Consider the following 14338-nt stretch of genomic DNA (forward strand, 5'->3'; position numbering starts at 1 on the left):
TGCTTGAATTGGGAGTACCTGCACACATAAAAGGATATCAGTATTTAAGAGCTTCAATAATGATAGCTACAGTAGACAGCGAAGCGGTCAATGCGGTAACAAAAATATTATATCCCACCGTAGCAAAGAAATTTTCCACCACCTCTTCAAGAGTGGAAAGAGCTATAAGACACGCAATAGAGGTAGCGTGGGAAAGAGGAGACATAGATATCTTACACGGCTTTTTCGGCTACACAGTATCAAACACAAGAGGAAAGCCTACCAACTCGGAATTTATTGCCCTTATTTCAGATAAGCTGAGATTGAAAAATAAGAATAAGCAAAATTTGGCTTAAAAAAAGAGGTGCCTTCTTAAATGAAGGTACCTCGTTTAATATTATCTATCACTCAATGGTACATATGCACAGCTTTTCTTGACGTTTTTGTATGCAGGACGAATGATTTTTCCATTATTTACGATTTCCTCTATTCTGTGAGCGCTCCAACCGGCAATTCTTGAAATTGCAAAAAGAGGAGTGAACATTTCAGAGGGTATTCCCAACATTTTGTAAACAAAGCCGGAATAAAAATCAACGTTTGCGCTTACGCCCTTATACATTTTTCTTTCCTGAGCAATAACCTCGGGAGCAAGACGTTCAATTTTACTGTAAAGCTGATATTCTTCTGAAAGACCTTTTTCCTCAGCAAGCTTTTCAACATAAGCTTTGAAAATTTTGGCTCTTGGGTCTGAAAGAGAATATACAGCGTGACCGATACCGTAGATAAGGCCCGAATTGTCAAAGGCTTGCTTACGTAAAAGCTTGAGTAAATAATCGGATATTTCCTCTTCGCTTTGCCAATTTTTAATATTCTCTTTAATATTTTCAAACATTTGCACAACCTTGATATTTGCGCCGCCGTGACGTGGTCCCTTTAAGGAGCCTAAGGATGCGGCAACTGCTGAATAGGTATCTGTACCCGACGAGGTTACAACGTGAGTTGTAAAGGTAGAGTTATTACCGCCGCCGTGCTCAGCGTGAAGCACAAGAGCGATATCAAGAATTTTTGCTTCAAGCTCTGTATATGAGCTGTCGGGACGCAAAAGATGCAGTATATTTTCAGCGGTGCTAAGCTCAGGCTTTGGACTGTGAATAACAAGGCTTTGGTTTCCGTGATAATGGGAAAAAGCCTGATAGCTGTAAACAGCAAGCAAAGGAAATGCGGCTATAAGATGAATACACTGTCTGAGTACGTTTTCGACAGAAATATTGTCGGGATTTTCGTCGTAGGAGTAAAGGGTAAGCACGCTGCGGGCAAGGGAATTCATAACGTCCTTACTGGGCGCTTTCATTATAATATCCCGCACAAAGCTGTCGGGAATAGAGCGCATCCCCGAAATAATTTCATTGAATTCATTAAGCTCTGAAGAATTGGGAAGCTCTCCGAACAAAAGCAGATAACAGGTTTCTTCAAAGCCGAAACGGTTTTCCTTTAAAAATCCGCCGACTATATCCTCAATATCAATACCTCTGTAAAAAAGCTTACCCTCACAGGGAACAAGGTCCTCATCTATAATAATATGTGAACGCACCTCTGCAATTTCTGTAAGACCTGCAAGCACACCCTTACCGCTTATATCACGAAGTCCTCTTTTAACATCGTACTTAGGATAAAGAGCAGGATCAATAACACAGGAGCTTTTTGAAAGCTCGCTGAGGCGGGCAATTTTATCTTTTAAAAGCTGATTGTTTTTCATAAAAACCTCCTTGAAAACAATTTGTGTTTAAATAATTATAATGTATTTTTGCACCTGTGTCAACAAAACACCGACCTCTTTAAGAAAATTTAACAATGCCGAAATATTTGACGGCAACAAACGTCAAAAACACAGATGTATTGACAAAAAAGAGGTATTTTGATATAATCTAAAATGTTGATTTATATATAAATTAAGGTTGAGGGAGTGTTAAGCTTGGCAGAGGGAAAAATTTTTAAAAGCTCTATGTTTGGCTATTCCAAAAAGGAAGTACTCGATTTTTTAAACGAGCTTAATGAAGAGCAGAAAAAAGCTAACGAAAAAAGCGGAATGGATATAAGCCGTCTTGAAAAAGAAATGAAAGAGCTTACCTTACAGCTTGACAGCTTAAAAGAAGAAAATGAAGAGCTTAAAACTCAGCTGGAAGAAAGAAAAGTTACCCCTCAGGTTGTAGAAGTACAGGAAATAAAAGCTGATGCAGAATTGGAAAAAATAGATTTTTCTGTTAAAAATTCAGAGCTTTACTGCGAGCTTTTAAAAGAGATAGAGGATTTAAGACGTGAAAAGGAAACAGCTGTAAATCAATATGAGGAAGCTATTGCTGAAATCCGTCGCAATTACGAGAAGCAGTTAGAAGAGAAAAATGACGAAATTTATCAGCGCCGTCAGAAATATTTCAGCGCAGTGCTTGAGCATATTCAATATAAGCGCAGCGTTACTCAGATAATAGACGAGCTTAAAAAGAAAATTTCGGACGATACCTCTATATGAAAAGGGAAAAATATGTTTTCGAGAACTGAACTTTTAATAGGCAGTGATGCCTTGAATAAGCTTAAGGACTCCCACGTTGCAGTGTTTGGCATCGGGGGAGTCGGTTCATATACGGTGGAAGCGCTGACAAGAGGTGGAGTAGGAACTCTCAGCCTTTTTGACGGAGACGTTGTTTCTGTCAGCAATATCAACCGTCAGCTTATTGCCACAAGTGAAAATATAGGGCAGAAAAAAACAGAGGCGGCAATAGAAAGAATTAAAAAAATAAATCCGCAGACAGTTGTATACGGATACGATATGTTTATTGATGCGCTCAATATTTCACAGGTGAATTTTTCTGAATTTGACTATGTGGTAGATGCTATAGATACAGTAACCTCAAAGCTTTTGCTTATTGAATATGCAAAGAAAGCAGGAGTTAAAGTAATTTCCTGTATGGGCGCAGGAAATAAGCTTGACCCCACAGCCTTTGAAATTGCAGATATCTCTAAAACTACTGTATGTCCTCTTGCAAGAGTTATGAGAAGAGAGCTTAGAATAAGAGGAATAAAGGACGTTAAGGTACTATATTCAAAGGAGCCTGCAATTATTCCTTTGAACAACAGCGAAAAAAGAATAACAGGCAGTATTTCCTTTGTGCCTTCTGTGGCAGGGCTTATTATAGCGGGCGAGGTTATAAAGGATTTGAAAGGATGAAAAAATATGGAATGGCTATGTGTAAGTATTGACACAAATCCCGACAATATAGATATTCTTACAGATAAGCTTCACGCAATAGGCGTGGCAGGCTTGGAGATTGAAACAGAGGAAGACTTTTTTAATTTCCTTGAGCAAAATAAAAAATATTGGGATTATGTTGACGAAGAGCTTATAAATTCAAAAAAAGGCAAGGCGTGCGTAAAGGTATATTTGCAAAAAAACAATGACGGACAAAGCACCCTTGAACAAATAAAAGAGTGCTGTAATGACGCTTCGTTGTATTCTATTTCCTGTATTACAATGAAGGAAGAGGATTGGGCGAATAACTGGAAGCAATACTATAAGCCTGTGCAAATAGGTGAAAATTTGCTTGTTTGTCCTATATGGGAGGAATATGCGGACAAGAGTAAAACAGTTGTTAAGCTTGACCCGGGAATGACCTTCGGAACAGGACTTCATCATTCAACACAGCTTGCCCTTTGCTCTATTGAAAAGTATATAAAAAAAGACGATTTAATGCTTGATTTGGGCTGCGGTAGCGGAATACTTGCTATTGCTGGACTTTTGCTTGGCGCACAATACGCATATTGCCTTGATATAGACGAAAATGCCGCTAAGGTATGTCTTGAAAATGCGGCGCTTAATGATATATACCCCCCGAAGATTGAAAGCGACAAAGGTGATATACTGGGAGATACCCTGTTAAAAGAGAGAGTTGCCCAAAGAAAATACGATATAATAAGCGCAAATATTGTGGCAGATGTTATAATCCCTCTTTGTGATATTGTTCCCTTATTTGCAAAGGAAAATACGGTTTTTGTAACATCGGGCATTATAGATACAAGAAAACAGGACGTTATTGATAAAATGGAAAAATGCGGCTTTTCTGTAATTGAAATAGCCGAAAAAGGCGGCTGGTGCAGTATCACCTGCGGCTCGCTTATAAATAAATAAAAACAAAGGCAGGTGTATTTGTTACACCTGCCGTTACTACCGGATTTCTTGCTCGAGTCTGTCAAATTCATCGGAATCAAAAAAGTCCTTAAGGGACATATTCAAACCGTCACATATAATTTTTATAGTTGCGATTTTAGGATTTTTACTTTTGCCGTAAAAAATATTTTTTATTGAAGACGGCGGTAAGCCTGATATAGTTGCCAAAGCATTTATTGTTAAATCATTTTCAGCACATAGCTGTAATATTCTGTTTTTAACAGCTTTGCAGAGCGGAGAACGTTCGTCCGGCATATTGACTACCTCTATATACAAAAATTATATATATAGTGTAGTCTGTTTTTTTAGTTTTTATAGGCTACGCATACTACTTTTAGGCTATATATAGCCTGTTGGAGATGAAAAAATGGAGAAAACAGCAACATTTATTGGACATAGTGAATGTTTTGGAATTGAAAAAGAAAGTGTTTGTACCTCAGTTGAAGAATTGATACAAAAAGGTGTGGAAACCTTTTTGTCGGGTGGTATGGGTGATTTTGATTGGTTTTGTGCAAGGACTGTCTATGAGTTAAAGAAAAAGTATCCTCGTATCAAAAACATTCTTGTAATTCCGTATTTGACTTTTAACATACGCAATAAAGAAATTTTTGATGAAATAGTATATCCGATGGGCTTTGAAAAATATCATTTTAAGGCAGCAATACCCAAAAGAAATCGTTTTTTGGTTGACAATTCTCAATATGCTGTTTGTTATGTAAAGCACGGTTGGGGAGGGGCGGCACAAACTTATGAGTATGCCAAAAAACAGGGGTTGAGCATTATAGATATCCAATAACTGTAAAATGATTTTGAAAAGCGCTTAATATATAGATTTTTCTTGACATAAAGGCGTAAAAATTATAAAATAAAAGGATAAATAGTTAGTGCTGAAGGAATGAACATAATGACAAAGCTTTATCCTTTGAAAATGAAACCGATTTACAAAGAAATTTTATGGGGCGGGCAAAGCTTAGCCTCTTTATATGAGCGCAAATTACCCTTTGAAAAAACTGCTGAAAGCTGGGAAGCATCTGCTCACAGAAACGGTTGCTCAACTGTTGAAGCGGGAGCGCTTTCGGGAGAAAATCTCGTACAGCTTGCAAAAGAATATAAAGAGGACTTTTTAGGCAGTCTTTGTGATGTGCAGGAGGGCTTTCCTTTGCTTTTGAAGCTTATAGATGCCTGCGACTTTTTATCTGTTCAGGTGCATCCTGACGATGAGCTTGCAAAGCTTGACAATGACAAGGGCAAAACTGAGATGTGGATAGTTCTGTGCGCAAAAGAAAATGCCGGTCTTTATATGGGCTTTAACCGTGATATCACCAAAGAGGAATACAAAAAAAGAATTTCCGACAACACCTTGAAAGAGGTTTTGAATTTTGTTCCTGCAAAGGCGGGGGACGTTTTTTATATTGCGGCAGGAACTGTTCACGCAATAGGAGCAGGTCTTGTTATTGCAGAGATACAGCAAAATTCCGACACCACCTACAGAGTATACGATTGGGGACGTGTAGGTAAGGACAATAAGCCAAGAGAGCTTCATATAGACAAGGCTCTGGAGGCTTCAACTCTTGAAAAATATTCTCCAAAGGCTCAGATTGCTTGTATAATGTCAGCTTCGACTAAAATCAGTTATTATCCTTGCTGTAAATATTTCGGTGCAGTCAAGCAAGAGATAGCTGAAGAATATAATGATTATACAAACAAAAAAAGCTTCCATATTCTTTTTTGCTCCGAGGGTGAGGGTGAAATTAAAGCAGATGGAAATTCTCACAGCATAAAGGCGGGAGAAACCTATATTATTCCTGCCTGTGTTGAGCGCTATCAAATTAAAGGAAAACTAACAGTTTATAAATTTTTTGTACCTGATTTTAACGAAGATTATCTTCTGCCTCTTGAAAAAGCAGGAGTTTCTCAAGCTGTTATTGACAGTCTTAACAATATATAATTGAAAGGAAGTAGTAGCTTGCCTTTTTGGGAAATAAAAGAACAATCTGAGCAAAAGGTTAATGAAATAGTAAAGCTTTCGGGACTTCCTGAAATTGCTGTCAGAGTGCTTATAAATAACGGACTTACAGACTTGGAAAAGATAAAAAACTTTTTGAATATTAAAGCGGAGAATATGCACAGCCCTTTTCTTTTTAAGGATATGGAAAAAGCGGTTGCAATAATTAAAGCTGCAATATTCAAAAATGAAAAAATAGCTATTTACGGGGACTACGACGTTGACGGAGTAACAAGTGTTGCTCTTTTATATCTTTATTTGTCGTCTAAGGGCGTAGAGGTCAGCTTTTATATTCCGGACCGAAGCGATGAGGGCTACGGAATAAATAAGTCTGCTTTGGATAAGCTTAAAAATGACGGAGTGGACCTTATAATAACTGTTGACTCGGGAATTACCGCCTGTGAAGAAATAGCTTATGCTTATGAAATCGGCATGCAGGTTATTGTTACAGACCATCACGAATGTAAAACACAGGTGCCTGTATGTGAAGCTGTTATCAATCCTAAGGTAGATGAAGGCTATCCTTTTTCGGGACTTGCAGGAGTAGGTGTTGCCTTTAAGCTTGTATGCGCTTTAGAGGGTGAGGACAATACAACTGCAATTTTAAACAATTACGGAGATATAATTGCTTTGGGCACTGTGGCAGACGTTATGCCTCTTGTTGATGAAAACCGTATTATCACTTCAATCGGAGTTTCAAAGCTTAATAAACGTAACGGAATTTTAGGAATAAGAGCTCTTTTATATGCTGCGGGAATTGAAAAGTCAAAAAAAGTAAATACATCTACCATAAGCTTTGTTTTGTCCCCCAGAATAAATGCGGCAGGAAGAATGGGCTCTGCTCAAAAGGCTCTTGAACTTTTCCTTGCAGATACGCCTGATTCTTCTCTTGAAATTGCTCAGCATCTTTGCCGTGAAAATACTGCCCGTCAGGAAACGGAAAATGTAATATATACTCAGGCTATTGAGCAGTTTAAAAGCACATATGACCCCGACAAAGATTTGGTATGTATTTTGCACGGGGAAAACTGGCATCAGGGAATAATAGGAATTGCGGCTTCTAAAATAGCAGACCGTTTCAACGTCCCTACAATTCTTATTTCAACTCAGGACGGAATAGGAAAGGGCTCGGGAAGAAGTATAAAGGGCTTTAATCTTTATGAGGCATTGGAAAGCTGTAAGGACTGTCTTATTAAATTCGGAGGACACGAGCTTGCGGCAGGAATGAGTATTTGTGTTGATAAAATACCCGAATTTAAAGAGAAAATCAACCGATATGCTTCTGAAAATATAGATAAAAGCCTTTTAAATCCTGTTATATGTGCTGAATGCCGTGCCGATTTGAAAGATATAAATATTGAAACTATAAATACCCTTAAGCGTTTTGAGCCCTACGGGGTGGCAAATCCCGACCCTGTTTTTTATCTTGACAATGTTGAAATTACTTATACATCAGCTGTGTCTGAGGGAAAACATACAAAATTTTCGGCTTTCTCTGAAAACGGTAATATTCCTGCTATTTTCTTTAATCAGAAATTTTCGGAATTTTCCTTTAAAGCAGGAGATAAAATAGATATTATGTGCCGTTTTGACATAAACGAATTTAAAGGCGCAAAAACACCTCAGATGTTAGTAAAGGCTGTGCGTGCTCATCAATAAATTTATTTTTTAAAAAAGGAAGTGAATGTATGGAATTATTAGCACCCGTTATCGAAAAGCTTAAAAAAAGCAAAAACAATTATGATATTGAAAAAATTACCCACGCATATAATGTTGCGGCAACTGCCCACAAGGAGCAAAAGCGTGAGTCGGGAGAGCCATACATTATTCATCCTTTGGCGGTGGCTGAGATACTCAGCCAATTTGAGCCTGATACAAATACAATTATTGCGGCTCTTTTGCACGACACAATTGAAGATACAAGCTACGATTATCAGTTTATAAAAAAAGAGTTCGGTACAGAGGTTGCAGAGCTTGTTGACGGAGTTACCAAATTAGGTAAAATTCCTTTTTCTTCGAAAGAAGAGCAACAGGTTGAAAATCTGCGTAAGATGTTTTTTGCTATGGCAAAGGATATCAGAGTAATTCTCATAAAGCTTGCAGACAGACTTCATAACGTGCGTACTCTTTCAAGCGTTTCACCTAAAAAACAGCTTGCGAAATCTCTTGAAACAATGGAGGTATATGCTCCGTTGGCTCACAGATTGGGAATTCAGGTTATAAAGAGCGAGCTTGAAGATACCTGTATGCGATATCTTGACCCTATCGGGTATAACTTGATAGAGGAAAAGCTCAATGCTCTCATTTCAAGAGCTGATGACAATCTTGAAAAGCTTTCAAAACAGATAGAAAAAAGACTTTCCGAAGCAAATTTGCAATATAAGCTGGAAAGACGTATTAAGCAAATTTACAGCATTTACCGTAAAATGTTTAATAACAATAAAGAATTTGAGGAAATTTACGATATTTATGCTGTTCGAATTATTGTGGATAGCGTTACCGAATGCTATGCGGCTTTGGGAATTATTCACGATATGTTTACTCCCGTTCCGGGCAGATTTAAGGATTATATAGGTACACCCAAGCCCAATATGTATCAATCTCTGCACACTACCGTTATAGGTAAGGGCGGCGTTCCCTTTGAGGTTCAGATACGTACCTGGGAAATGCATAAAACCGCTGAATACGGTATCGCAGCCCATTGGAAATACAAAAGAGGAATTTTCAACAGGGACAGCAGTGATGAAAAGCTTATGTGGATACGTCAGCTTTTGGAAATTCAAAGCGATACAAGTGAGCCTGAGGACTTTATGCGTGCGCTTAAAATTGATATGTTTGCCGACGAGGTTTTCCTTTTTACACCTCAGGGCGATGTAATCAATTTGCCTGCAGGCTCTACGGTTATTGACTTTGCTTATTCAATTCACAGCGCTATAGGAAACAGAATGCAGGGCGCAAAGGTCAACGGAAAAATAGTTGAGCTTTCCTACATTCCCAAAAACGGCGAAATTGTGCAGATACTGACCGCCTCCAACGCAACGCCTAACAGAGAATGGCTGAAAATTGCCAAAACAAGCTCTGCGAGAAATAAAATACGTCAATGGTTCAAAAAAGAAAAGCGTGAAGAAAACGTTGAAGAGGGAAGAGAAGCTTTTGAAAAAGAACTTAAGAGAAACAATATCGTTCTTACAGATGAACAGCTTGAAGAGCTTGTTTCTCCCATTATCAAGAAAAATTCCTTTACCTCTATTGACGATTTTTATGCGGCTATAAGCTACGGCGGAATTTCTCTTACAAAGATTATCCCTAAAATTAAAGACGAATATCAACGTATTGTAAAGCAACAGGAGGAGCAGGGTCTTGACTCTATTGAGCTTGACGATAAAGCTAAAGAAACCCATACAAGCGGTATTTTTGTAGAGGGAATTTCAAACTGCCTTGTAAAGCTTGCTCAGTGCTGTTCACCGTTGCCGGGGGACGATATAATCGGATTTGTTACAAGAGGCTTTGGCGTTTCCGTTCATAAAAGCGACTGTAAAAACATTCAGAACATTTCCGAAAAAGAAAGACTTATTAAGGTTCGTTGGGACACCTCGATAAATAACGACGAGTCCTTTATGGCTACAGTTATAATAAACGCCGCCAACAGATTGGGACTTGCGGCAGATATAACTGCACAGCTTGCCGCTATGCGTGTTATGATACACGGACTTAATGCAAGAGAATGTAATGACGGCTCTTGCGTTGTAACCTTTACCTTTGAGGTGAAAAGTCTTGACCATCTTCAAAGCGTTATTTCGAGAATTTCAAAAATTAAAGGTGTAACCTCTGTAAGCAGAGGAAATATGTAATTGAGAAAGGTAATACTATGACAGTTACTGCAATATCGGTAGGCCCTCTTCACACAAATTGCTACGTTGTTTCAAAAAATAACGTGGGCGTTGTTATAGACCCGGGCTTTGAAGAGTGGAAAATACAGGAGCATATACAGGGAATAGATATACAGTATATTTTTCTCACACACGGTCATTATGACCATTTTGCAGCTGCAAAGGGAATAGCTGAAAAAACAGGCGCAAAAATTGTCATTTCTGAGGTTGACCGTCCTTTCTTAGACGATGTTGAGCTTAATCTCATTTGCTGGAATATGTCCCTTGTAAAAAAGCAAATAAGTGCAGATATTACGGTTAAAGACGGCGACACTTTAACTGTAGGGGATATGAACTTTAAATTTATGCTGACTCCCGGACATACTCCCGGCTCTATGTGCATATATATTGATAATCTGATGTTTTCGGGAGATACCTTATTTTGCGGAACTGTAGGAAGAACTGATTTGCCCGGAGGCTCTATGGAACAAATGATGAACTCCCTTCAAAACATTATAAAGCCGATACAAAAGGACTATATTGTTTATCCGGGACATCTTGACAGCACTACTCTTTTTTACGAAAAGGAAAATAATCCTTATCTAAGATAAAGGACATAACTGATAAAGGAAATTTTAAATGCTTTTAAAAATAAAAGGCCACGACCGCAACTACGATATCCAAAGTATGTGTATGACGTTTTTTCCTTATGACAAGGTTATTATTACCGATGATTTAAGGAAAAAGGCACAGGTAAAGGTGCTTAGTGCGGTTGAAATTAAAAATGACAAATATATATGTAAAACTATTATAAAAAACAAAGATAAAAAAGCTCAGAAGACAGTTGCTTCAAAGGATTTGGAAACTCTTTCCTTGAGAGATGCTTTGAAAATAAGCTTTTATCATGCGGCAATTAAATGTACCGACATAGTCCCGCCCTGGGGAGTTTTAACGGGTATACGTCCTGCGAATTTTGCCCTTGAGCTTTTGGAAAAGGGAGAAAGCTTTGAAAAGGCTGAAAAAAGCTTGCAAAAAAACTTTTTTATAATGCCCAATAAAGCAAGGCTTTGCGTTAAGGTTGCTAACAAGGGACAGATAATAAAAAAGACATCTGACGAAAAAAGCGCAAGTCTTTTTATATCAATTCCTTTTTGTCCCTCAAGATGCAGATACTGCTCCTTTGTTACTCACGCTGTTGAAAACGCTCTTAAACTGTTGCCCGAATATGTTGATATGCTTTGTGAGGAAATTGCTTTAAACGGCAAGCAGATAAAAGAAGAGGGCTTGAAAATAAAATCAATATATATTGGCGGCGGCACTCCTACAGTTTTAAATGCTGAAATGCTGGATAAAATATTTTGCAGTGTCGAAAATAATATTGATTTAAGCCATTGTCTTGAATTTACTTTGGAGGCAGGCCGTCCCGATACCTTTACTGCCGAAAAGCTTGACGTTATTAAAAAGCACAATATAGACCGTCTTTGTATAAATACTCAAAGCTTAAATGACGAGGTTTTAAAAGCAATAGGAAGACCTCATACGGCAAATGACTTTTTTGAAGCTTATAAGCTTGCCGTTGAAAAAGGCTTTGACAATATAAACGTTGACCTTATTGCAGGTCTTGAAAAGGACAATCCCGAAAGCTTTGAAAGCTCGGTGTCGCAAATCTGCGCTCTTGAGCCTGCGAATATAACTATACATACGCTTTGTGTTAAAAAAGCTTCTTATATGGCTACTGACACAAGCGGACTTATTGCCCGTTGGAATGATACCTCGCTGATGCTTGATAAGGCGGAGAAGCTTTTAGAAAAGGCAGGCTATGAGCCATACTATATGTACAGGCAGAAAAACACTCTGGCAAACCTTGAAAATACGGGCTATTCCAAAAAAGGAAAAGAATGTCTATATAATATTTATATGATGGATGATGTGCATACTGTTATAGGTGTAGGGGCAGGTGCAGTAACTAAAATCATAGACCAAAGCACAAATCAGATAACAAGAATTTTCAATCCAAAATATCCATATGAATATTTGGCAAGGGGGAACCTGAATTGAAAAATATGTATAATCTTAAAACGGTAAATGAAAACGCAAAAAATCCAAAAGAATTTATTGCGGAATATGAAAAGAAATATGACAGCACTTTAAAAAGCTTTGCTGTTAAAACAATAGAAGAAAAGAAAAAAATTATTTTATTGACAGGCCCTTCCGGCAGCGGAAAAACAACAACAGCTTTAAAGCTTAAGGATGACTTTGCCGCTTTGGGACATTCCTGCGTTCTTATTTCTCTTGATAATTTCTTTAAAAATAAAACAGAAATGCCCAAAGACCCTATGGGAAAATATGAATTTGAAAAATTAGAGGCTCTTGAAATTCCGCTTATAAATCAAAAGCTTTATGAATTGGCATCAGGTAAAAAGACGAAGCTTCCCTACTTTGATTTTAATGAGGGACGCCGTATAGACGATGCTACCGAAATGGAGCTTGGAAATTCAATAGCAATAATCGAGGGAATACACGCTCACAACGAAAGCTTAAGAGAACAGCTTCCCAACAGTGAATTTATAAAGCTTTATATAAGCGCTCACTCAGGCTTTGAAAATGACGGAAGCATAATTCTTCCTAAGAGAGATGTACGATTCTGCCGTCGAACGCTGAGAGATTATTTCTACCGTAACAGTAGCTTTGTAAATACCTGTGAGCTTTGGACAAAGGTTATTAAGGATGAGCTTTTATACGTTACTCCTTATTCAAGCAAAACAGATGTAAGAATTGATACTACCTTCCCCTATGAAGTGGGTATGTTCAAAGATGAGCTGATAAAGATTTTCAGTGAGATTGGCGAAAATGATATTTGGTATGAAAGAGCGCTATATCTTAAAAATATACTTTCTCAGTTTGCTTCCTACGATAAAAATGATTTACCCGATACATCGCTGATAACGGAGTTTTGCGGCGGGGGAAAATTCAATTACGAGCAATAAAAAGGAAATGTAAAAAACGAAAAGTTTTTAGGCCAAGTACCCGTAAGGATACTTGGCCAGTTTTTTGCATTGTAAGAAGGTCAGAATGAAACTTGAAAAACACTCTGATTTTTTATATAATAGAATTAGGGGTGATTTTATGTCAAAACTATCTTCGATAGAAAGAGAAATTCAGTTTCTTTATAATAAACATAACAAAGAAACAAAATATCCACTTGATATTGAGGAAGTAAAGTTTCCGTTATATATAATAAAAATATTGAATAAAACAACAAAACGCACCAAATTAGAAGCTAAAAAGTTGAAAATTTTTCGAAATAAAATATTATACGAATTAAGGTTGAAAAGTTGGCATCTGCAATATGTCGACGAAGAAGAACATAAGAAAAAACAAAAGGATAGACAGCAAAAAATTGCAACAAACAGAGATGTCAAGTATAAAAACGATCTTACTAAAATAAAACACTTTGGGATATGGTTTGATACGAATTCAAACATAAAACTAAATAGGGAGACTTACGCCAAAATAGATAAAAAAGTGCATTTGACAGTTTCTCCTTTTTTTATAGAGTATTATAAAAACAATCCGAATGAAAGAAGCAAGGTTTATGAAAATGAAGATTGCACTTTGTATTCTGATAGTTGGTGCACACAACACAAACAAAATTGCCTTAAAAATTTCGATTTAAATATTTCTTTTTTCGAAAAAATAGATAATGATAAATTTAATAATGCATTATCGACATTGTTGAAGCGCAGAAAAAACTTTGAACAAATATTTGATATTAATGAATTAGATGAAATAGAGGGTATATATGTTTTGGTTTTAGATAACTATAAACAAATTTACATTGGACAATCTAAAAATATGAAACAAAGAATTTTACAACATTGGAGAAAAAACAAAGAGTTTGATAGATTGATTTTCGGTAAAATAGAAACCTCTGTATTGTCAATTGATAGCTTTGGATGTTTAGATACAACAAGGATATTTATACTTAAAACAAAAACGTTATGGGAACTTGATGATGCTGAGAAAGTATTAATTGATTCAATTAATAAAAAATACATATTAAATAGAACTGCCGGTGGAATTCATGGAAATGATAGATTTACAATGTTGGAAATTGAAGTAAATAAAAATAAGCGTAATTTGTAAGGTTTACTGTTAAATGTTTGAGAAGGATAAAAAGTGTTTTAGAATATCTTATACAAGTGAAAATAACATACATTTTGCTGTTTGCTAATTTAAGTATGAGACAAAAAAGAAAAGATGCAC

At 37.0% G+C, this 14338-nt stretch carries 14 protein-coding genes; 12 read left to right on the forward strand and 2 right to left on the reverse strand.

Annotated elements, in window-relative coordinates; all coding sequences use genetic code 11:
• A partial coding sequence (locus E7480_06070) for a sporulation transcription factor Spo0A (protein MBE6904156.1) occupies positions 1-335 on the forward strand: 335 nt, incomplete at its 5' end.
• Positions 336-376: 41 nt separating this feature from the next.
• On the opposite strand, the gene E7480_06075 is transcribed toward E7480_06070, so the two are convergent.
• Positions 377-1735 carry a citrate/2-methylcitrate synthase gene (locus E7480_06075; GenBank protein ID MBE6904157.1) on the reverse strand — a complete coding sequence of 453 codons (1359 nt, stop codon included), beginning with the start codon at positions 1733-1735 and terminating at the stop codon, positions 377-379.
• A gap of 216 nt (positions 1736-1951) precedes the next feature.
• Here E7480_06075 and E7480_06080 point away from each other — a divergent pair, with 216 nt between their 5' ends.
• Genes E7480_06080 through E7480_06090 form a run of 3 tightly spaced genes read left to right on the forward strand, consistent with a single transcriptional unit; the run spans position 1952 to position 4159 of the window.
• The gene (locus E7480_06080) at positions 1952-2506 is read left to right on the forward strand and encodes a hypothetical protein (GenBank protein MBE6904158.1); all 555 of its coding nucleotides are present in this window, start codon (positions 1952-1954) and stop codon (positions 2504-2506) included.
• Between the two features lie 12 nt (positions 2507-2518).
• Positions 2519-3202: a tRNA threonylcarbamoyladenosine dehydratase gene (locus tag E7480_06085; protein ID MBE6904159.1), complete on the forward strand. Its 684-nt coding sequence runs from the start codon at positions 2519-2521 to the stop codon at positions 3200-3202.
• A 6-nt stretch (positions 3203-3208) separates the two neighbouring features.
• The gene (locus E7480_06090) at positions 3209-4159 is read left to right on the forward strand and encodes a 50S ribosomal protein L11 methyltransferase (GenBank protein ID MBE6904160.1); all 951 of its coding nucleotides are present in this window, start codon (positions 3209-3211) and stop codon (positions 4157-4159) included.
• Positions 4160-4195: 36 nt separating this feature from the next.
• Here the strand turns inward: E7480_06090 and E7480_06095 are convergent, their stop codons facing one another.
• On the reverse strand, positions 4196-4453 hold the full coding sequence (locus E7480_06095; protein ID MBE6904161.1) for a helix-turn-helix transcriptional regulator: 258 nt from the start codon (positions 4451-4453) through the stop codon (positions 4196-4198).
• A gap of 112 nt (positions 4454-4565) precedes the next feature.
• Between E7480_06095 and E7480_06100 the strand changes: the two genes are divergently transcribed.
• From E7480_06100 to E7480_06135, 8 genes are all read left to right on the forward strand, one after another.
• Positions 4566-4994 carry a DUF1273 family protein gene (locus E7480_06100; GenBank protein MBE6904162.1) on the forward strand — a complete coding sequence of 143 codons (429 nt, stop codon included), beginning with the start codon at positions 4566-4568 and terminating at the stop codon, positions 4992-4994.
• Between the two features lie 99 nt (positions 4995-5093).
• Positions 5094-6146 (forward strand): mannose-6-phosphate isomerase, encoded by a 1053-nt coding sequence (locus E7480_06105; GenBank protein MBE6904163.1) that lies wholly within the window; start codon positions 5094-5096, stop codon positions 6144-6146.
• Positions 6147-7862 carry a single-stranded-DNA-specific exonuclease RecJ gene (gene recJ / locus E7480_06110; protein MBE6904164.1) on the forward strand — a complete coding sequence of 572 codons (1716 nt, stop codon included), beginning with the start codon at positions 6147-6149 and terminating at the stop codon, positions 7860-7862. It begins immediately after the preceding gene.
• Between the two features lie 29 nt (positions 7863-7891).
• The gene (locus E7480_06115) at positions 7892-10054 is read left to right on the forward strand and encodes a bifunctional (p)ppGpp synthetase/guanosine-3',5'-bis(diphosphate) 3'-pyrophosphohydrolase (protein MBE6904165.1); all 2163 of its coding nucleotides are present in this window, start codon (positions 7892-7894) and stop codon (positions 10052-10054) included.
• A 17-nt stretch (positions 10055-10071) separates the two neighbouring features.
• On the forward strand, positions 10072-10683 hold the full coding sequence (locus E7480_06120; protein MBE6904166.1) for an MBL fold metallo-hydrolase: 612 nt from the start codon (positions 10072-10074) through the stop codon (positions 10681-10683).
• 28 nt (positions 10684-10711) lie between these two features.
• Positions 10712-12130, forward strand: coding sequence for a coproporphyrinogen dehydrogenase HemZ (hemZ, locus tag E7480_06125; GenBank protein MBE6904167.1), 1419 nt, complete (start codon positions 10712-10714; stop codon positions 12128-12130).
• The gene (locus tag E7480_06130) at positions 12127-13059 is read left to right on the forward strand and encodes a hypothetical protein (GenBank protein MBE6904168.1); all 933 of its coding nucleotides are present in this window, start codon (positions 12127-12129) and stop codon (positions 13057-13059) included. Before hemZ ends, E7480_06130 begins: the two co-directional genes overlap by 4 nt.
• 85 nt (positions 13060-13144) lie before the next feature.
• The gene (locus E7480_06135) at positions 13145-14218 is read left to right on the forward strand and encodes a GIY-YIG nuclease family protein (protein MBE6904169.1); all 1074 of its coding nucleotides are present in this window, start codon (positions 13145-13147) and stop codon (positions 14216-14218) included.
• Positions 14219-14338: the final 120 nt, after the last annotated feature.

This window comes from Oscillospiraceae bacterium (genome assembly GCA_015067255.1).
In the GTDB taxonomy this organism is placed as follows: Bacteria; Bacillota; Clostridia; order Oscillospirales; family SIG519; genus SIG519.

Bases quoted from the DNA above. Each gene is read 5' to 3' on its own strand.
- E7480_06075 (MBE6904157.1), bottom strand. From the start codon at position 1,735: ATGAAAAACAATCAGCTTTTAAAAGATAAAATTGCCCGCCTCAGCGAG.
- E7480_06085 (MBE6904159.1), top strand. From the start codon at position 2,519: ATGTTTTCGAGAACTGAACTTTTAATAGGCAGTGATGCCTTGAATAAG.
- E7480_06090 (MBE6904160.1), top strand. From the start codon at position 3,209: ATGGAATGGCTATGTGTAAGTATTGACACAAATCCCGACAATATAGAT.
- E7480_06095 (MBE6904161.1), bottom strand. From the start codon at position 4,453: ATGCCGGACGAACGTTCTCCGCTCTGCAAAGCTGTTAAAAACAGAATA.
- E7480_06100 (MBE6904162.1), top strand. From the start codon at position 4,566: ATGGAGAAAACAGCAACATTTATTGGACATAGTGAATGTTTTGGAATT.
- E7480_06105 (MBE6904163.1), top strand. From the start codon at position 5,094: ATGAACATAATGACAAAGCTTTATCCTTTGAAAATGAAACCGATTTAC.
- E7480_06115 (MBE6904165.1), top strand. From the start codon at position 7,892: ATGGAATTATTAGCACCCGTTATCGAAAAGCTTAAAAAAAGCAAAAAC.
- E7480_06120 (MBE6904166.1), top strand. From the start codon at position 10,072: ATGACAGTTACTGCAATATCGGTAGGCCCTCTTCACACAAATTGCTAC.
- hemZ (MBE6904167.1), top strand. From the start codon at position 10,712: ATGCTTTTAAAAATAAAAGGCCACGACCGCAACTACGATATCCAAAGT.
- E7480_06135 (MBE6904169.1), top strand. From the start codon at position 13,145: ATGAAACTTGAAAAACACTCTGATTTTTTATATAATAGAATTAGGGGT.